Origin of the sequence: Bradyrhizobium sp. 139 (assembly GCF_023074175.1) — a bacterium.
GTDB lineage: Bacteria > Pseudomonadota > Alphaproteobacteria > Rhizobiales > Xanthobacteraceae > Bradyrhizobium.
In genome coordinates this window covers 66,156-84,076 of the sequence record NZ_JADPKS010000126.1, presented here as the reverse complement: position 1 = coordinate 84,076, position 17,921 = coordinate 66,156, and the positions used below count along the sequence as shown (strand labels likewise).

The 17,921-nt window shown below is 65.3% G+C and carries 14 protein-coding genes; 5 read left to right on the top strand and 9 right to left on the bottom strand.

Features of this window, described 5'->3' with window-relative positions; translation table 11 throughout:
• Nucleotides 1–91: 91 nt before the first annotated feature.
• A complete protein-coding gene (locus IVA80_RS28780; RefSeq protein ID WP_247437933.1) occupies nt 92–3,856 on the bottom strand; it encodes a vitamin B12-dependent ribonucleotide reductase in 3,765 nt (1,254 codons plus the stop codon).
• 761 nt (nt 3,857–4,617) lie between these two features.
• On the opposite strand from IVA80_RS28780, the gene IVA80_RS28775 reads away from it, so the two are divergent.
• Complete coding sequence (locus IVA80_RS28775; protein ID WP_247437931.1) at nt 4,618–5,514, top strand: DMT family transporter; 897 nt, start codon at nt 4,618–4,620, stop codon at nt 5,512–5,514.
• Here the strand turns inward: IVA80_RS28775 and IVA80_RS28770 are convergent.
• From IVA80_RS28770 to IVA80_RS28760, 3 genes are all read right to left on the bottom strand, one after another.
• Complete coding sequence (locus IVA80_RS28770) at nt 5,511–7,769, bottom strand: CHASE3 domain-containing protein (protein WP_247437929.1); 2,259 nt, start codon at nt 7,767–7,769, stop codon at nt 5,511–5,513. The two genes, IVA80_RS28775 and IVA80_RS28770, sit on opposite strands and share 4 nt — an antisense overlap.
• Nucleotides 7,766–8,179 (bottom strand): response regulator, encoded by a 414-nt coding sequence (locus IVA80_RS28765; RefSeq protein ID WP_028148724.1) that lies wholly within the window; start codon nt 8,177–8,179, stop codon nt 7,766–7,768. Before IVA80_RS28765 ends, IVA80_RS28770 begins: the two co-directional genes overlap by 4 nt.
• A 247-nt stretch (nt 8,180–8,426) precedes the next feature.
• Entirely contained in the window at nt 8,427–9,068 is a 642-nt protein-coding gene (locus IVA80_RS28760) for a BA14K family protein (RefSeq protein WP_247437927.1), read from the bottom strand.
• A gap of 244 nt (nt 9,069–9,312) precedes the next feature.
• Here IVA80_RS28760 and IVA80_RS28755 point away from each other — a divergent pair, with 244 nt between their 5' ends.
• Nucleotides 9,313–9,720: an NADH:ubiquinone oxidoreductase subunit NDUFA12 gene (locus IVA80_RS28755; RefSeq protein ID WP_247437925.1), complete on the top strand. Its 408-nt coding sequence runs from the start codon at nt 9,313–9,315 to the stop codon at nt 9,718–9,720.
• A gap of 364 nt (nt 9,721–10,084) precedes the next feature.
• Here IVA80_RS28755 and IVA80_RS28750 read toward each other — a convergent pair whose 3' ends face one another.
• The gene (locus IVA80_RS28750; RefSeq protein ID WP_247437923.1) at nt 10,085–10,738 is read right to left on the bottom strand and encodes a glutathione S-transferase; all 654 of its coding nucleotides are present in this window, start codon (nt 10,736–10,738) and stop codon (nt 10,085–10,087) included.
• Nucleotides 10,739–10,891: 153 nt separating this feature from the next.
• Complete coding sequence (locus IVA80_RS28745) at nt 10,892–11,578, bottom strand: DJ-1/PfpI family protein (protein WP_247437921.1); 687 nt, start codon at nt 11,576–11,578, stop codon at nt 10,892–10,894.
• 91 nt (nt 11,579–11,669) lie between these two features.
• Here IVA80_RS28745 and IVA80_RS28740 point away from each other — a divergent pair, with 91 nt between their 5' ends.
• Both IVA80_RS28740 and IVA80_RS28735 read left to right on the top strand, forming a co-directional pair.
• On the top strand, nt 11,670–12,611 hold the full coding sequence (locus IVA80_RS28740) for a GlxA family transcriptional regulator (RefSeq protein ID WP_247437920.1): 942 nt from the start codon (nt 11,670–11,672) through the stop codon (nt 12,609–12,611).
• Nucleotides 12,612–12,879: 268 nt separating this feature from the next.
• The gene (locus IVA80_RS28735) at nt 12,880–13,872 is read left to right on the top strand and encodes a glycosyltransferase (RefSeq protein ID WP_247437919.1); all 993 of its coding nucleotides are present in this window, start codon (nt 12,880–12,882) and stop codon (nt 13,870–13,872) included.
• Between the two features lie 116 nt (nt 13,873–13,988).
• Here IVA80_RS28735 and IVA80_RS28730 read toward each other — a convergent pair whose 3' ends face one another.
• Both IVA80_RS28730 and IVA80_RS28725 read right to left on the bottom strand, forming a co-directional pair.
• Nucleotides 13,989–15,005 (bottom strand): Na+-dependent transporter, encoded by a 1,017-nt coding sequence (locus IVA80_RS28730; protein ID WP_247438004.1) that lies wholly within the window; start codon nt 15,003–15,005, stop codon nt 13,989–13,991.
• A gap of 14 nt (nt 15,006–15,019) precedes the next feature.
• Nucleotides 15,020–15,967, bottom strand: a complete 948-nt coding sequence (locus IVA80_RS28725; RefSeq protein WP_247437918.1) for an alpha/beta hydrolase — start codon at nt 15,965–15,967, stop codon at nt 15,020–15,022.
• Between the two features lie 203 nt (nt 15,968–16,170).
• On the opposite strand from IVA80_RS28725, the gene IVA80_RS28720 reads away from it, so the two are divergent.
• Complete coding sequence (locus IVA80_RS28720; RefSeq protein ID WP_247437917.1) at nt 16,171–17,208, top strand: DUF2155 domain-containing protein; 1,038 nt, start codon at nt 16,171–16,173, stop codon at nt 17,206–17,208.
• A gap of 13 nt (nt 17,209–17,221) precedes the next feature.
• On the opposite strand, the gene aat is transcribed toward IVA80_RS28720, so the two are convergent.
• Nucleotides 17,222–17,902 carry a leucyl/phenylalanyl-tRNA--protein transferase gene (aat, locus tag IVA80_RS28715; RefSeq protein WP_247437916.1) on the bottom strand — a complete coding sequence of 227 codons (681 nt, stop codon included), beginning with the start codon at nt 17,900–17,902 and terminating at the stop codon, nt 17,222–17,224.
• Between the last annotated feature and the right edge of the window lie 19 nt (nt 17,903–17,921).

Here is a 17,921-nt window from a genome sequence, read left to right as displayed (position 1 = left end):
CGCATCTTGTTAACAAATAAGGGCGACCTCTCGGCCGCCCTTAAACGATGTTCTTGTCAGATGCGGGCGAAAGCTGTTCGCGATCTGACCCTCACGAACACCCCGTCGTGCTGCCGCACGTATCGCACTTCATGCAGGTGCCATTCCGCACCAGCGTGAAGTTGCCGCACTCGCTGCACATCTCGCCTTCGTAGCCTTTTGCTTTCGCTTCCGCGCGGCGCTCGGCCTTGCTGGGCACTGCGGTCTGCGCGGTGCCGGCCTTGCTCCATTGCAGGGCTTCCAGCTTCTCGGTGGGCGAGAGGTCGTGGGCGACTTCCTGCTTCAAGGCGACCGCGCCTTCGAGGACGTCGCCGGCACGGCCAGCGCCGTGGCCGGCGAGGGCGGTGACCTTCGAGCCGCCGGCAGGCGCGCTGTCGTTGCCTTGCGAGACCGCGGTGGAGCCGCTGCGCATCACGAACAGATTGTCGGTGCGGGAGCGGGTGAGGCCGCGCGAGACCAGCCTGGTTGCCTGGCGGTTCTGTTCGTCCGGCTCCTTGCCTTCCTCGACGCCCTTGCCGAGCGCGTCGAAGTTCGACTCGGTCGGATCGACATGGGCAAGGTCGAAGCGCGACATATAGCTCACCGCCAGTTCGCGGAAGACATAGTCGAGGATCGAGGTTGCGTACTTGATGCTGTCGTTGCCCTGCACGGGGCCCGCCGGCTCGAAGCGGGTGAAGGTGAAGGCGTCGACATATTCCTCGAGCGGCACGCCGTATTGCAGACCCAGCGACACCGCGATGGCGAAGTTGTTGATGAAGGAGCGCAAGGCCGCGCCTTCCTTGTGCATGTCGATGAAGATCTCGCCGAGACGGCCGTCGTCATACTCGCCGGTGCGCAGGTACACCTTGTGGCCGCCGACGACCGCCTTCTGGGTATAACCCTTGCGGCGATCCGGCATCTTCTCGCGCTCGCGCATCACGATGATGCGCTCGACCAGCTTCTCGACGATCTTTTCCGAGACCTGGGCGGTCCGCGCCGCCATCGGCTTGTCGTAGAGATGGTCGACCGCATCGTCCTCGTCCTCATCGTCGCTGATGAGCTGCGAGTTGAGCGGCTGGCTGAGCTTCGAGCCGTCGCGATAGAGCGCGTTGGCTTTCAGGGCGAGTTTCCACGACAGCATGTAGGCGGACTTGCAGTCCTCCACCGTGGCGTCGTTCGGCATGTTGATGGTCTTGGAGATCGCACCCGAGATGAAGGGCTGGGCTGCCGCCATCATGCGGATGTGGCTCTCGACCGAGAGATAGCGCTTGCCGACCTTGCCGCAGGGGTTGGCGCAGTCGAACACCGGATAGTGCTCGGCCTTGAGGTGCGGAGCACCTTCCACCGTCATCGCGCCGCAGATGTGGACGTTGGCCGCCTCGATCTCGCGCTTGGTGAAGCCAACGGCCTGGAGCAGGTCGAAGCCGGGGGCCGCGATTGCCTCGGCACCGATGCCGAGCTGGTCGCGGATGAAGTCCTCGCCAAAGGTCCATTTGTTGAAGGCGAACTTGATGTCGAAGGCGGTCGGCAGGGCCTTCTCGACCTTGGCGATGGCCTCGTCGGTAAAGCCCTTGGCCCTCAGCGTCGAGGCGTTGATGCCGGGGGCGTTGGAGAGCGAGCCGTGGCCGACCGCGTAGGCCTCGATCTCCGCGATATCGGCTTCGCGATAGCCGAGCGCGCGCAGCGCCGCGGGGACCGCGCGGTTGATGATCTTGAAGTAGCCGCCGCCGGCGAGCTTCTTGAACTTCACCAGCGCGAAGTCGGGCTCGATGCCGGTGGTGTCGCAATCCATGACGAGGCCGATCGTGCCGGTCGGCGCGATCACCGTGGTCTGGGCGTTGCGATAGCCGTGCTTCTCGCCGAGCTCGAGCGCCGCATCCCAGGCCGCCTGCGCATGGCTGACGAGGTCGGCCTGCGGGCAGGAGACCAGGTCCATCGGCACCGGGTTGACGCTCAGCGCCTCGTAGCCGTTGGACTGGCCGTGCGCGGCGCGGCGGTGGTTGCGGATCACGCGCAGCATGTGCGCGGCGTTCTTCTTGTAGCCCGGGAAGGTGCCGAGCTCGCCAGCGATCTCCGCCGAGGTCTTGTAGGTGATGCCGGTCATGACCGAGGTCAGCGCGCCGCAGAGCGCACGGCCTTCCTTGCTGTCATAGGGCAGGCCCATGGTCATCAAGAGGCCGCCGATATTGGCGTAGCCGAGGCCGAGCGTGCGGAACTCGTAGGAGAGCTCGGCGATCGCCTTCGACGGGAACTGCGCCATCATCACCGAGATTTCGAGCACCAGGGTCCACAAGCGGCAGAGGTGCTCGTAGCCGTCGACGTCGAAGCGCTTGGAGGGGATGTCGTAGAACGTCAGCAGGTTCGCGGAGGCGAGGTTGCACGCCGTGTCGTCCAGGAACATGTATTCCGAGCACGGATTGGAGGCGCGGATGTCGCCGGACGCCTTGCAGGTGTGCCAGTCGTTCATGGTGGTGTTGAAGTGCAGGCCCGGGTCGGCCGACGCCCAGGCGGCGTAGCCGATCTTCTCCCAGAGGTCGCGCGCCTTCAGCGTCTTGGTGATCTTCTTCGTCGTGCGTCCCACGAGATTCCAGTCGCCGTCGGTCTCGACGGCGCGCAGGAAGTCGTCCCTCAGCGAGACCGAGTTGTTGGAGTTCTGGCCGGACACCGTGAGATAGGCTTCGGAATCCCAGTCGGTGTCGTAGACGTCGAACTGGATGTCCTTGTAGCCTTGCTTGGCAAACTGGATGACGCGCTTGATGTAGTTGTCGGGCACGAGCGAACGGCGCGCCAGCTTGATCTCGCGGCGCAGCGCCGGGTTCTTCTCGGGGTCGAAGCAATCGTCGCCCGAGCCTTCGCAATTGACGCAGGCCTTCAGTACCGCCTTGAGGTGCTTCTGGTTGATCTTGGAGCCGGTGACGAGCGCAGCAACCTTCTGCTCCTCCTTCACCTTCCAGTCGATATAGGTCTCGATGTCGGGGTGATCGACATCGACCACGACCATCTTGGCGGCTCTACGCGTCGTGCCGCCCGACTTGATCGCGCCGGCGGCGCGGTCGCCGATCTTGAGGAAGCTCATCAGGCCGGACGAGCGGCCGCCGCCGGAGAGCTTTTCGCCTTCGCCGCGCAGGCGCGAGAAGTTGGAGCCGGTGCCGGAGCCGTACTTGAACAGGCGGGCTTCGCGGACCCAGAGGTCCATGATGCCGCCCTCGTTGACGAGGTCGTCACTGACGCCCTGGATGAAGCAGGCGTGCGGCTGCGGATGCTCGTAGGCCGACTTGGACTTGGTCAGCTTGCCGCTGAAGGGGTCGACGTAATAATGGCCCTGGCCGGGACCGTCGATGCCATAGGCCCAGTGCAGACCGGTGTTGAACCATTGCGGCGAGTTCGGCGCGACCATCTGCATGGTCAGCATGTAGCGGAGCTCGTCGTAGAAGGTCTGGGCGTCTTCGTCGGAGGTGAAGTAGCCGCCCTTCCAGCCCCAATAGGTCCAGCAGCCGGCGAGGCGGTCGAACACCTGCTTGGCGCTGAGCTCGCTGACATAGCGGTCCTTCTCAGCGAGTTGGCTGAGCGCCTCGGTGTCGGGCACCGAGCGCCACAGGAAGGAGGGGACGGACTCTTCCTCGACCTTCTTCAGGCGCGCGGCGACGCCGGCCTTGCGGAAATACTTCTGGGCGAGCACGTCGGAGGCGACCTGCGACCACGCGGTCGGCACCTCGACGTTCTCAAGCTTGAATACGACCGAGCCGTCGGGATTCCGGATCTCCGACGTGGTCAGCCGGAAATCGATTCCCGCGTAAGGTGACTGTCCCGAAGTGGTGTGGCGCCGCTCAATCCGCATGGTCTTGCCCCGTCCTTGTTTCTAGCCGGACCGCCTCCGCTGGGCGCCCGGGTCGCTATTTCGTTTCGCGAGTCCTTGACGGGCCTTGCCGGCCTTAAGGCTTCGCAGTTCAGCCGGTGATCCGGCTCCGTTTATCCCGGCGCGATGGTTCACATCCGCCGGCATGTCCACACCCATCCGCCCCCAAGGCGATGAACCCGACATGCGTTCAACGCCCGCAACGTCACTTCAACCAAACGCCACTTCAACCGATTGCCATCCGAGCCTGTTGCCGGCCCGTTCTGGCGCCCGAAAAGTCCGCTTCCGCGGGCAGACAAGCCCTCATCCCGCTGCCATCGTCTGGCTTGGCGGAGTGCAATTTTGCAGACCCTTTGGGGAGTGCCGGCGGGACGCAAACACACTCGCGCCGAACGGACCGAAAGCTAGGACTCTCCGTTGCGCCCGTCAAGAACTAGTGCGAGTTCCTGAATCAAATACTAAATATGGTGGACAGCGGGGGAAAACAGGGGGCAAGCCCGCGCATGTTGTGAGGGCAAGTATCGGTGAGTCCTCAGGGATTCCCAACCAAAAAAATTTATCTGCCGTGACCATACGAAGGCTTCATCCCGCTGTTCACAGGGCAGGTATATTTTTGGGCAACGGGCTTGCCTCGGCGGGACTCACGTAGCGGTACGGAAGGTGAGGGCAGGCATGCCCGCCGGGGTGGTGGTACGGGGGGCGAATCCGCGCCAAGCTGAGCCCGATTTTGCCGGACTGCCCACATGCTTGATTCGACTCGACCGGTGCTGCGGCCACGCATCGCCCCGGCCGGCCTGATGTTCCTCGCCATCACTTCGGTGGGCTGGGGTTTCAACTGGCCGGTGACGAAATTCCTGCTCTCCGAGCTGCCGCCGCTGACCCTGCGCGGGGTGACGGGGGTGCTGGGCGCGGTGCTGCTCGCCGCCCTCGCGCTGATCCGCCGGCAGAGCCTCAAGGTCGAACCTGCGATCTGGCCGCGGCTCGTGACCGCCGCAATCCTCAACGTCACCGGCTGGATGGTGCTGATGGGGCTGGCGCTGCTCTGGCTGCCGGCCAGCGAGGCGGCGCTGATCGCCTACACCATGCCGGTCTGGGCCTCGCTGATCGCCTGGCCGGTGCTGGGCGAGCGACCGACGGTCCTGCGCACCATCGCGCTGGTGATGGCCTTTGCCGGCATCGCGTCGATCATGGGCGGCAACGGCTTTGCGGCCAGCGCGGAAAAGCTGCCGGGCATCATCATGGCGCTGTGCGGCGCGCTCGGCTTCGCCATCGGCACGGTGTTTTCGAAGAAGTACCCCATCCATCTGCCGCCGATCACGGCCGCGGCCTGGCAGATCGGGATCGGCTGCCTGCCGATCTCGATCATCGGCCTATGGGTCGAGATCACGCATCTGGAGCTGGTGACGCCTGTCGGCTGGTGGCTGCTGGTCTATTCGACCGTGGTGCAGTTCTGCATCGCCTATGTCAGCTGGTTCGCCGCGCTGGCGCGCCTGCCGGCCTCCGTCGCCGCCATCGGCACCATGGCGGTGCCGGTGATCGGCGTCGCGGCCTCGGCGCTCGCGCTGCACGAGCCGCTGGGGCCAGGGCAGATCGCGGCGCTGATCTTCACGCTCGCAGCCGTGGTGCTGGCGACGCGCTAGCTCGCCGCCATCCCGCCGCCGTTCAACGCCTTCCTGATCATCTCGGCGAGCTGATTGCGGCGGTAGGGTTTTGTCAGCAGCATCACGCCGTCGTCGAGCTTGCCGTGGTGGACGATGGCGTTGTCGGTGTAGCCGGAGGTGTAGAGCACCTTCAGCCCCGGCCGCCGCTTCGCGACCTCCTCGGCGAGCTCGCGACCGCTCATGCCGCCGGGGATGACGACGTCGGTGAACAGCAGGTCGAAGCCCTGGCCGGCCTCGATGAGTTGCAGCGCGGCCCGGCTGTCGGGCGCGGCGACCGTGTTGTAGCCGAGGCTCTGCAGCTGCGCAGTGACGAAGTTGCGCACCAGCGTGTCGTCCTCGACCACGAAAATGGTCTCGGCGCCGCCTTCGGCCGTCGGCGCGGCGGGGGCGATAGCTTCCGCCATGCCTTCGCCCGGCGGCAGATAGAGCTTGATCGTGGTGCCGTGGCCTTCCTCGCTGTAGATCTTGATGTGGCCGCCGGACTGCTTGACGAAGCCGTAGACCATGGAGAGGCCGAGGCCGCTTCCCTTGCCGACCTCCTTGGTGGTGAAGAACGGCTCGAACGCCTTCTCCTCGACGTCGGGCGGCATGCCGGTGCCGGTGTCGCTGACCGCGAGCATCACGTAAGGCCCGGGCCGCACGTCAGGATTGGCCTGCGCATAGGCCTCATCGAGCACGACGCGGTGGGTCTCGAGCAGCAGCTTGCCGCCATTCGGCATGGCGTCGCGCGCGTTGATGGCCATGTTGAGCACGGCGTTGGTGAGCCTGGAGGGATCGATATGCGAGGTCATCGGCCCCTGTTCGAGGACGGTCTCGATCTGGACCTGCTCGCCGAGAGTAGGGCGCAGCAGCTTTGCGATATCTGATATCGCGGCGTTGATCTCGACATTGCGTGGCTCGAGCGGCTGCTTGCGCGCGAAGGCCAGCAGATGCTGGATCAGCTCGGCACAGCGCTGCGCGGCATCGTCGATCAGCCGCGCCGTGTGCTGGAGCTCCGGCTGCTGTTTCAGGCTCGCCACCAACGTCTCCGTATTGCCGGAGATCACCGTCAGCATGTTGTTGAAGTCGTGCGCGACGCCCCCGGTCAGCTTGCCGATCGCGTCCAGCTTCTGCGACTGGTGCAGTTGCCGCTCGGTCTCGCGCGAAATGGTCGCGTCGTGATAGACCAGGACCGCCCCGGAGACGTTGCCGTGTCCGTCAAGCATCGGCCGGCCGCTGACCATGAGGTGACGGGGAGGATTGCCGCTGTGGGGGCGGACGATCATCTCTAGATTCTCGAACGACCCGCCGCGCAGCACGCGTGCCGACGGCAGCTCGTCGGCCTTGAGCGGGGTGACGCCGTCGCCGTGAAACACCTCGGACAGCGCACGCAGATTGCCAAGGTTCATGCCGGTCCGGTGGAGCAGCATGCGCTCCGCGGCCGGATTCGACAGCAGGACGTTGCCCTCGGCGTCAATGACCAGCACAGCCTCGGCCATGCTGTGGAACGTGCTTTGGAGCACGTTGACCGACAGGCGCAGTTCGTCATGCGCGTTGACGAGATGTTCGGTGCGCTCGGCCACCGCCGCCTCAAGCACTTCCTTGGCGGCCGTGGTCTCCAGCAGCGTGCTCTTCAGTGCGACCGTGGTACGCTGGCTCTCGCGCATCAGCAGTACGACTAGCAGCAGGATCACCAGCGCGCCGATCACGTCGATGCCGAGCAGCACGATGCCGGTGCGGCGAGAGTCCGCTTCACGGGCCGCCAGCAGCTTCTCCTCGCCCGCGGCCAGCCGGTCGAGATTGGCCACGATCACGTCCATCAGGCCGCGGCCCTCGGCCTTGCTCTGAAGCGCTGCAATGCCGGTCTGGTCATCAGCGGCGCGCAGCCGCATTGCCTCCGCCGCGATATCGAACCGCCGTCTGACCAGCGGCACGGTCGTCTTCACCAGTTCGTCCTGGTCGCGATTGTCCCGCACCGCGCGTTCGAGGTCGGCGAGAGTCGGTGCGATCCGGTCCTGTGTCGTTCGAAACTCGTCGGCGAAGCTGTCGCTCCGGTAGATCTCGAAGCCGCGCGCGGCGCTCTCGACGTGGCGAAGCAGCAGGCGCACGTCGGAGATCTTCTTCAGCACCTCGACGGTGTGGTTGACCCAGGCGGCATCGGACCGCGACTTGACGTCGAGTCCGATCGAGGCGGCGGTGATGATCAGGAGGATTGCAAGTCCAGCACCAAGGATGACGCGCTGCGTTCGGATCAAGGTGCTTCTTTCTTGTCCTTCGGCTGCGCGGCCTCGCCGAGGCATTCCCGGATCGTGGTCAGCAGCGCGTCCGGCGTGAACGGCTTGCGCAGGCAGCGTGTCGCGCCGAGTTCCAGTGCCATGCGGAGGAAATCGGGGGAGGGCGAGGCAGACGAGGCGAAGGCGTAGCCCGACATCGCGATCAGAGGGATCGCCGGCGCGCGCTCGTGAAAGATGCGGATGGATTCGAAGCCGCGCATGTGCGGCATGAAGATGTCGACCAGCATCACGTCAAACGTCTGCGCTTCGAGCGCAGCGAGCCCCGTTTCTCCGCCGTCGGCCATCGTGACATCGAAGCCCTGACGTTGGAGGAGGACCTCGATGGTCGCGCCGACCATCGGATCATCATCCACCACGAGGATACGCGGCATGACATTTCCCAACAGATCGAAGTCCCCACATCCATTGGTGATATAGGCGAATCGCGGGACGGGTCAATTTGGGATTGGATCATTGTAGATATGCACGGTGCGGTGAATAGAGGTCCCCGCGCGCTTACATGGACAGGACCTCGCACGTAATGCGCGCGTTGCGCGCGAAACAGGCGATGAGCGCGCGACAAATGAAAGAGGCGCCGCATCGATGCGACGCCTCTTCCTTCAGGTGTTTAAGATCTGCTTACGGGCAGGGATGACGCTGGCCGTCATAACCGAGATACGTGCCCGAGGCCGGGTCGTAGGACTTGAAGCGCTGAGCGCAATAAGCCGACGAGTCGCCGCCGCTATCGGGCACCACCGCCACCGACGGCTCGTCGTAGTAGCTGTCGTCGCCATAGTAGTAGGGGTCGTTGTAGTACCCGCCGCCATAATAGGCGTAGGAGCCGAGGCCGCCGATTGCCGCACCCGCCGCGACGCCCGGCCAGAAGCCGCCACCGTGACGACGCCAGCCGCCACCGTGCCAGTTGCCGCCTCCGCCACGCCAATGGTTGCCCGCGGCTGCGAAGTTGCGGCCACCGCCGCCGCTGAAGGACGGTCCGGCGCCGCCGCCAGGACGCATTGCAGGTCCGGCCGCGAAGTGACCACCACCACCGCCACCGCCGATCCGCGCCCCGCCGCCAAAGCCACCGCCCATGCGGGCGCCGCCGCCACCACCGAAATGAGCACCACCGCCGCCGCCACCACCGAAGTGAGCGCCCCCGCCGCCGCCAATATGACCGCCACCGCCACCGCCACGGCCCGGACCTTGCGCGAAGCTCGGCGTCGCCAACGGAATAACCAGCGCCAGAGCTGCCGCGGCGCTCAAAACTCTCAGACTGTTCATGTCAAAACTCCTTTTCCCGCAAGCAAACCCCTTGAGAGGGCAGTGGTTCCTGGTTCACGCGGCTGTGCGCGTGTGAGGGAGAGATTTTCACGCGGTCGCTGTACCCGGCATGAACGGATCGCGACCGATTTGCGGCTTGGTCTGCGGCGGTCAACACATTTGCGTGGGCACGGCCGCACCCGCCGAACTGGACATTTCGCCGCCCGGATGCCATCAGGGCCTCACGAAGCAGGGTCCTTGCCGCATGAAACAGTTCTTCCTGAAGTTCTTCACCTGGTGGAGTGGCCAGACCTTTGGCACCCAACTCTGGACCAAGCGGTACGGGGAACTGGTCGGCCAGGACGAGCAGGGCAATCTCTATTATCGCACCCGCGGCGGGGCGATCGATCCGACGCTCGGCTTCGAGCGGCGCTGGGTCATCTACAACGGCTACGCCGAGGCAAGCCGCATCCCGCCGTCCTGGCACGGCTGGATCCATCACGTCGTCGACGTGCCGCCGACCGAGGTCAACTACCAGCCGCGCGAGTGGGAGAAGCCGCACCAGCCGAATCTCACCGGCACGGCGAAGGCCTACCGTCCCTCGGGCTCGACGCTCGCCAGCGGCAAGCGTCCGAAGGCGACGGGCGACTATCAGCCCTGGACGCCTGGCTAGGCCCTTCGGCCGCGCGCGAATCTTCAGCACCGGATTGGATGCACCCGCATCCGCCTCATGCCGCTGTGGACAATGGGAACAGCGGGGATGCCGCCTGCGCGCCGATTGCCGTCGCACGAGCGATGCGGCTCAATGATCCCATCTTACGGAGATGGGAGACCATCGCGTTCGGTTCGGGCAACAGTTCGCGACTGTCCCGAGATGCAGCGGCCGCCGACCAGGACTCGATCGGGAGATAGGCCCCCGGTCTGGAAGCTCCGAAATCGCCCGATGGAATGTGCAGCCGCCGTAAGACAGGAAAGGCCGCTTGGGAAACCGAGCGGCCTATTTCTTTGATCTGTTTGTTCCACTCTTTGCCGGCTTGTCAGAGATAGAGATGGAGCGGCGGTGAGTTGCCGACCGGCATCATCTCATAGGGCGGCTTCCAGCCGGGCAACTCGGCGACACGCCGGCGCCAGGCGTCGATGGCGGGGAAAGCGGCGCCAAGATCGAAACCCGTCTCCTCGGTCGGATAGTACAAATAGCCCAGCAGCGAGAAATCGACGATGGTCAGCCGGTCGCCCAGCATGAAGCGGCGGTCGGAGAGGTGTTTGTCGACGATCGAGAACGCGCTTTCGGTTCGTGCCCGCAGATAAGCGAGCACGGCGGGGTGGGCGGGCTCGGGCATGAAGCAGCGCTGAAACCGGTGCTGAGCGAAGCTCGACGTGAATTTGTGGTTGTCGAACAGCAGCCAGCGTCTCGTCTCGAATGTCTCCTCGCGCGTTGGACCGAACACGCCGTGGGTCTCTGCGAGCCACAGCAGGATCGCGCCCGACTGGCTCATTTGCCGGCCATCGGCCTCGAGGACAGGGACTTCGCCCATGACGTTGGTTGCGGCCCGCCAGTCAGGGGCGCGGGTCTCGCCGCCGGCGAAGTCAACGCCGATAGGCTCCCAGTCGAGCCCGGCGGAGTTGAGGAATAGCGCGACCTTGAACGAATTGCCCGAAGCTCCAACACAGTGCAGCCGGTATCGCGCCACGGTCACGCCCTCCTGTGCGCATGCGACCGGCAAGCGTCTGTGGGTGTCGGTCGCAGCCCGGATTATCGCGACAGGCTCCTGACAGCGTCGTGTCAGCAGTGCGGCGCTGAAGAGGCGTCGCGCTGTGTCGCGACACGAGCGGGACCGCGCGTGCTATATCACCCTTTCAGCTGCGCGCTTCACCGCTTCGAGGCGCCGCGCCTGGTTCTGCGCGCCGCGTTGCTTCAGCAACGCAAGCACCTCGGCCGGCGCGGTGTCGGGCGAGCCCGAATTGAAAGGCGGGGCGGGATTGTATTCGAGCTGAGGCTGGATCGCCTCCGCGGTGGTGCGGTTGACCATGATCGACACCAGCGTCAGCGCAAAATCGATTCCTGCGGTGACGCCGCCGCCGGTGATGCGGTTGCGGTCGACGCAGACGCGCGTCCTGGTCGGCGTTGCACCGAATTGGCCAAGCATCTCCATCGCGCTCCAATGGGTGGCGGCGCGGTAGCCTTTCAACAGGCCGGCAGCGCCGAGCGCCAGCGATCCCGTGCAGACCGAGGTGATGTACTTTGCGCTCTCCGCCTGGCTGCGCAGGAAATCCAGCACCTCCTCGTCATTGAGCAGATCGTTGGTGCCGCTGCCGCCGGGCACGCAGATCACGTCGAGCTGCGGGCAGTCGGCGAATGTCGTGGTCGGTGTCAGCGTCAGCACGGAGTCGCTCGGCACCGGTTCGATCCGTTTCCAGACCAGGTGCAGCTTGGCGCCGGGGACGGAAGAGAACACCTGCAAGGGGCCGGTGAAGTCGAGCTGGGTGACGCGCGGAAACACCAGAAGTCCGATCTGGAGCGGTGTCGACATGAGAGCCTCCAACTATGAGCTTGACGACGGCAGATTGGCATGATGCCCTTCCGTCCAAAATGGCGTATTTCCCTCACTTTCGGACATGACTATGATCGGCATCCTGATCTTCCCGGATTTCCAGCTGCTGGATGCGGCCGGCCCGATTTCGGTGTTCGAAATCGCAGCGCGCTGCACCGGCAAGACGACGACCGGGATCCGCGTGCTGGCGCTGAACGCGGGGCCTGTGCGCAGCTCGTCCGGCGTGGAAATGATGGCGCGGGATTTCAGGTCGGCGAATGCGATCACGACCCTGGTCGTGGCCGGCGGCGCCGGCGTGGCGGATGCTGCGCGCTGCGAGGTCACGCGCGCGTTCGTGCATCGGCTGGCGCGGCGCGGCGTGCGGGTTGCCAGCATCTGCTCGGGCGCCTATGTGCTGGCCGAGGCGGGTCTGCTCGACGGGCGCCGCGCCACCACCCATTGGGGACGCACGCGGGATTTCGTCGCACGCTATCCCAAGGTGAAGTTCGAGCCGGACCAGATTTTCACCCGCGACGGCAATGTGTGGACGTCGGCGGGCATTACCGCAGGCATCGATCTCGCGCTCGCGATGGTGACCGAGGACCATGGTGAAGAGATCGCGCAACAGGCCGCAAGGCAGCTCGTGCTGTATCATCGCCGCAGCGGCGGCCAGTCGCAGTTCTCCTCGCTCCTGGAATTGAAGACACCGAACGGCCGCTTCGGCGCGCTGCTGTCCTGGGCGCGCGAGAACCTCGACGCCCGCCTGACGGTCGAAGACCTCGCCGATCGTGCCGGCATGAGCGCGCGGCATTTTGCCCGTGCCTTTGCCGCCGAGACCGGCACGACGCCGTCGAAGGCAATCGAGCGCTTACGGATCGAGGTCGCGCGCGAGCGCGTGCAGTCCTCGCGCGAGGCGATCGAACTCGTCGCGGAGGCGACCGGCTTCGGCGACCCCGAGCGCATGCGGCGCGCCTTCATCCGCGCCTTCGGCCAGCCGCCGCAGGCGCTGCGGCGCGCGGCAAGGGCGGGGTAGGGCGTACTTTAAAAGTGAGGACGTCCGCTTTAGCGGGTAAGGCAGACGTACGCATGGAAGCCCGGCACTTCGCGTTTTGACCCAGAGCGAATGCGACCTGTGCATCGTCCGCTGCCCTGAAAGGAGCGGACGGGTCACCGCCGGCAGCCTTGAAGGAAGTGTACGGGCCGTCTGTCGCAGCAGCCGGCAAGAATCTGTTCAATGGTACTTAATTTGCTTAAACAGGACTCCAACGCTCTTTGCCAGGCTCGGTGGAATCCGACAAGAAATGGGCTCCGTAGACATCGTTGTTCCCTGCTTCCGGTACGGGCACTTCCTGCGAGAGTGTGTCGAGAGCGTTTTGACGCAATCCGGCCCCGAATTGCGCGTGCTTATTATCGATGATGCGTCGCCAGACAATACAGCGGAAGTTGCGGAACAGTTAGCGTGCTCCGATCCCCGCGTCGAATACCGCAGGCACACCTCGAATCAAGGACTCATCGCTACCGCCAACGAAGGCATCGCATGGGCGAGAGCTGATTATATGCTTCTGCTGTCTGCGGACGATTACCTGTTGCCCGGTGCCCTTTCGAGATCGATCGATCTGATGAACGATCATCCTTCTGTCGCTTTCACCTTCGGAGGCGCGGTTGTTCTTGATCAACTGGGGGAGCGTTCGCCCCGTCGAACAGGAGTGGGATCCAGAACCCACGTTTTGTCCGGACTTGATTTCATTGCACTTAACGGCGCAAAAAACATTGTGCTGTCACCAACTGTGGTGGTTCGCACCAGCCTGCAGAAAAGAGTGGGCGGGTATTTGGCTGACTTACCCTACGCCTCTGATATGGAAATGTGGTTACGGCTCGCCGCACACGGCGACGTCGGGGTCATTGCCGCTGACCAAGCCGTGTATCGATCGCACTCGGCCAATATGTCAAGAGAGCCTTCGCGGGAGCAAGATCTGCTGCAACGCAAGGCGGCGATCGAACACTTCCTGACGAGTAGCGCCGCCAAGTTGACAAGCGCTGATGATCTGCGTGCCTGGTTGAACCACATGTTGGCACTCGACGCGATCGGCTGCGCAAGCGCTGCCTTCAACGAGGGAGCGATGGAAAGCTCGGCACGCCTTTCTGAACTTGCAGTGAGTATTGATCCGAGCGTTCAAAGAACGCGTCGCTGGTGGTTTTTCGCCTGCAAGAAGGTTCTGGGCTTGCGAGGTTGGCAGCTGGTGCAGCCTGTAGTTGAATGGTTTAGATCTATCTTGCGGAGTGAGCCCCGCTGAAGGCTGCCAAAACGACGGGGGCGTTATTTCCGCTTCTGGCCCTTCCGGCTCACAAAGACGAGCGCAATTTGTCGGCTCCCGAGGAGAAAACGGACTAGGCATGTCTTGCATGCCGATCAGCCTGATGAGGCGGTGCTGCCGGTTGCCGCGGCGCCAGAAGTGTTCGCACGCGCCGTCAGGCGCCGTGCGATCGGCATCAGCATGTAGGGCGCAAGGTGGATCGGAAACTGCGTCATCGCGAAATAGAGCCAGGTGGTGGGCGGCAGCGCGCCGGCGGTCGCTGCCAGCATCAGGCCGAGGTTGCGCTGTGACACCATCAGTCCGAGCGCCAGCGCGCGCTCATAGCCGATGCGGCGAAACAGCAGCGTAGTGACGGCGAGCAGCGTGAAATAGATCGCGAAGGCGAGAGCCGCGATGCCAATGGTGAACACCGGCTGGGCCACGAGGTCGCTCGCGACATCGCCCATGATCGCGGCCGCAAAGATCAGGAGAATGACGATGTTGAAGCCGTCGATCGGCCGCTTGTGGCGCTCGATCGCGGCGGCGCCGAAGACCCATCGGATCACGGTCGCGGCCAGCAGCGATGCCGCGAGGATGCCGAGCAGCTTCAGGCCCAGCGCAGGCGGCGAGATGCTGAGCATGCCGTCGAGGAAGAGGCTTGCGAACAGCGACGCCGTGAACGGCACGAGCGCGGTCGAGGTCACCAGCGTGACCAGCACGAGCGTGGCATCGAGGCCCATCAGCGCGGCCAGCGCCGGCGAGGCCATCATCGGCGAGGCCATGCCCTGGAGCATCAGTGCCAGGGAAAGGCCGGGCGAACGCGCCGCGAGCCCGGTTGCATGGACGATCAATCCGACGATCAGCGGCACGCCGATCGTGGTCAAGGCGGTGGCGGTGGCGACCAGCGCCGGCCGGCGCAGATGGCTGTAGAGCGCGGCCAGATCGACCCGCATGAAGGAGATGCAGAGCAGAACGAAGATCGCCTCGGTGACGTAGGGCCGCAGCAGTGTCCCGAGCGGCGGCACCGCGGCCGCGATGAACACGACGGCGGCCACCGCACGGGTGCCCTGGCCGCCGAGCCATGTCAGCCCGCGCAGGGGGACGGCAAGGATGGTTTGAAGAAGGGGAGGCATGCGGGACAGCGTCGTCAGCCCAATCCCTTCAGCCACGCGCCGATCTCGCTCACGGCGATATTGGCCTGCTTCAGCAATTTGCCCATCGTGAAGAAGCCATGGAATTGGCCGGGATAGTGCTTGGTGGTGACGGGCACGCCGGCCTGCTTGAGGCGCTCGGCATATTCCTCGCCTTCGTCGCGCAGCGGATCGGCGCCGGCCGTGAGCACATAAGCGGGCGGCAGGCCGGCAAGGCTCGTCGCACGCGCCGGCGAGGCGCGCCAGTCGTGGATGTCGGCGACGCTGCCGAGATAATGATCGCGGAACCAGCGGATCACCGAATGCGTCAGCAGCACGCTGGTCTCGGGCTCGCTGTGGGAGCCGTGCGTCATGGCGAAATCGACGGCCGGGTAGATCAGGAGCTGGCCTGCGATCACGGGGCCCTCGCCATCGCGCGCAGCGAGCCCGACGACGGCCGCGAGATTGCCGCCGGCGCTGTCGCCTCCGATCGACAGGCGCGAGGCGTCGATGCCGAGTTCGTGCGCGTTCGCGGCAATCCAACTGGTCGCGGCGATCGCGTCATCGGCGGCGGCGGGGAACTTGTGCTCAGGCGCGAGGCGGTAGTCGACGGAGATCACAATCAGCGCGCCGGCGGCGGCGAGCTGGCGGCAGACCACGTCGTGGGAATCGAGATCGCCGATCACCCAGCCGCCGCCATGGAAGAACACCAGCGCCGGCGACACGCCCTCGTGCCGGCGCGGCTCTTTCGGGACGAAGATGCGGGCCGGAATCGCACCGTGCTGCGCCGGGATCGACAGCGACGCAACGCGTGCGAGTTCCGGCGGCTCGGGATTGGTGGCAAAGCGCGCCTGCGCGTAATAGGCGCGGGCTTCGCTAGGGGCCAGCGCCTCGTAGGCGGGGCGGCCAGCCTCCTGGAAGGCCTTGTAGACGGCGGCAGCATCGGGATCGAGCACAACGGGCATGACAGGCGACCTGGCGGTTTCTGGTTATGGTGGGTTAGACAATCGGGGCGATGCCCGCCTCGGCCCCGGGGAGGACCTTCCGACTATCCCATCAGCCTGTCGCTCTGGCCAGCGGACGGCGGGCAGGGCAGGAATGCCGCCCTTTCCCCGCCGTATTCAACGTGTTAACCGGATGGCCTGCGAGCGGCGGTATCCCCTGTACAATGTCCAACAAGCCCGATTCGCTGTTGAAGCCGCGCGAGATGTTCAAAACCCTTACTCTGACAGGCCTTGCGGCGCTGCTGGCCGCCACCGCGCTGACGGTTGCGACGCCTGCGCGGGCGCAGATCGGCACGATCTTCTCCGATCCGCCGCCGCGGCCGCCGGGTAGCATTCCGCGCGGCCAGCCGCAGCCGCAGATCCCTGATGACGACGAAGAGGTCCCCGAGCTTCCGCCGCAGGGCCGCGTGCTGCCCTCGCGCCCGATGGCGCCGCCGCCGGGCCGGCAAGGCAATGTGATGCCGGGGCCGGTCGAGACCCAGCCGCTGGCGCCCCCACCGGGCTCAACCGTCGCTCCGCCAAACCAGCCGCCGTCCATGGCGGTCGCTCCGCCCAATCCGCAAGCCGCCCCGCAGCCGGGTGCGCCCGGTCAGCGCCAGCCCCAACAGAAGGGGCCGGGCGGCACAGTCCCGCAGACCCCGGCAAGCCTCCAGCCGGGCGATGAGGTCGTGACCGAGCCGCCGGCCCAGAAGATCGTGAACAAGAAGGCGACGTTCTCCGGCCTCGACAAGATCACGGGGCGCATCATCAATTTCGACGAGGATATCGGCGAGACCGTTCAGTTCGGCGCGCTGCGAGTCAAAACCGACGCCTGCTATACGCGGCCGGCGACGGAAGCCACCAATACCGACGCCTTCGTCGAGGTCGACGAGATCACTCTGCAGGGCGAGGTGAAGCGCATCTTCTCGGGCTGGATGTATGCCGCGAGTCCCGGCCTGCACGGCGTCGAGCACCCGATCTACGACATCTGGCTCACCGACTGCAAAGAGCCGCAGCAGACCATTGCGACCGCGGCGCCGGATCCCGCGAGCAAGCCGGCTGCGCCACCGCCGCCCGCGCAGAAGAAGGCCGCACCCAAGCAGGCCGTGCAGCAGCGTCCGCCGCAGCCCTTGCCGCCGCCGCAACAGCAGCAGCCGGCTCCGCCACCTCCGCCGCCACAGCAGCAGCCGGGCCTGTTCGGCATCCCCGGATTCGGCCGTTAGGCCGATCGTTTGATTATTGCCGCGAGGCGATGATCTCGAGCGCACGTGCGCCCGGGATCGCGGCGCCATCCGAGAGCCTCAGGAAGTCGCCGGGATCGCCGGCGAGGGCCTTGTCGAGCAGGGCGGTGTAGCGCCGGCGCGAAATCTCGACCGCGCCGAAGCTCTTCAAATGCTCGGTGACATATTGCGTGTCGAGCAGCTCGAAGCCGCCATGGATCAGCCGCGCGACCAGGTGCACCAGCGCGACCTTCGAGGCATCGCGTGCAGTGTGAAACATGCTCTCGCCGAAGAAGGCGCGTCCCAGGCTCACGCCGTAAAGTCCGCCGACGAGGTCGTCGCCCTGCCAAGCCTCGACGCTGTGGCAATGGCCGAGCTCGTAGAGGCCGCCATAGAGATCGCGGATGCGCTTGTTGATCCAGGTGTCCTCGCGCCCCGCCTGCGGCGCGGCGCAGCCGGCGATCGTCGCCTTGAACGCGGTGTTGACGGTGACGCGAAACATATCCGAACGCACGGTGCGCGCGAGCCGTGAAGCCACGCGAAATCCCGCGAGCGGGATGACGCCGCGCGATTCCGGCTCGACCCAGAACAGGGTCGGATCGTCGGCGCTCTCGGCCATCGGAAAGATGCCGCAGGCATAGGCGCGCAACAGCACGGCCGGCGTGATTTCAGACGGGGCGGAGTCGCGCGAAGTCATGGCAAAAACAATAGCAGGA

Bases quoted from the DNA above. Each gene is read 5' to 3' on its own strand.
- IVA80_RS28780 (WP_247437933.1), bottom strand. From the start codon at position 3,856: ATGCGGATTGAGCGGCGCCACACCACTTCGGGACAGTCACCTTACGCG.
- IVA80_RS28775 (WP_247437931.1), top strand. From the start codon at position 4,618: ATGCTTGATTCGACTCGACCGGTGCTGCGGCCACGCATCGCCCCGGCC.
- IVA80_RS28765 (WP_028148724.1), bottom strand. From the start codon at position 8,179: ATGCCGCGTATCCTCGTGGTGGATGATGATCCGATGGTCGGCGCGACC.
- IVA80_RS28760 (WP_247437927.1), bottom strand. From the start codon at position 9,068: ATGAACAGTCTGAGAGTTTTGAGCGCCGCGGCAGCTCTGGCGCTGGTT.
- IVA80_RS28755 (WP_247437925.1), top strand. From the start codon at position 9,313: ATGAAACAGTTCTTCCTGAAGTTCTTCACCTGGTGGAGTGGCCAGACC.
- IVA80_RS28745 (WP_247437921.1), bottom strand. From the start codon at position 11,578: ATGTCGACACCGCTCCAGATCGGACTTCTGGTGTTTCCGCGCGTCACC.
- IVA80_RS28740 (WP_247437920.1), top strand. From the start codon at position 11,670: ATGATCGGCATCCTGATCTTCCCGGATTTCCAGCTGCTGGATGCGGCC.
- IVA80_RS28735 (WP_247437919.1), top strand. From the start codon at position 12,880: ATGGGCTCCGTAGACATCGTTGTTCCCTGCTTCCGGTACGGGCACTTC.
- IVA80_RS28730 (WP_247438004.1), bottom strand. From the start codon at position 15,005: ATGCCTCCCCTTCTTCAAACCATCCTTGCCGTCCCCCTGCGCGGGCTG.
- IVA80_RS28725 (WP_247437918.1), bottom strand. From the start codon at position 15,967: ATGCCCGTTGTGCTCGATCCCGATGCTGCCGCCGTCTACAAGGCCTTC.
- IVA80_RS28720 (WP_247437917.1), top strand. From the start codon at position 16,171: ATGTCCAACAAGCCCGATTCGCTGTTGAAGCCGCGCGAGATGTTCAAA.
- aat (WP_247437916.1), bottom strand. From the start codon at position 17,902: ATGACTTCGCGCGACTCCGCCCCGTCTGAAATCACGCCGGCCGTGCTG.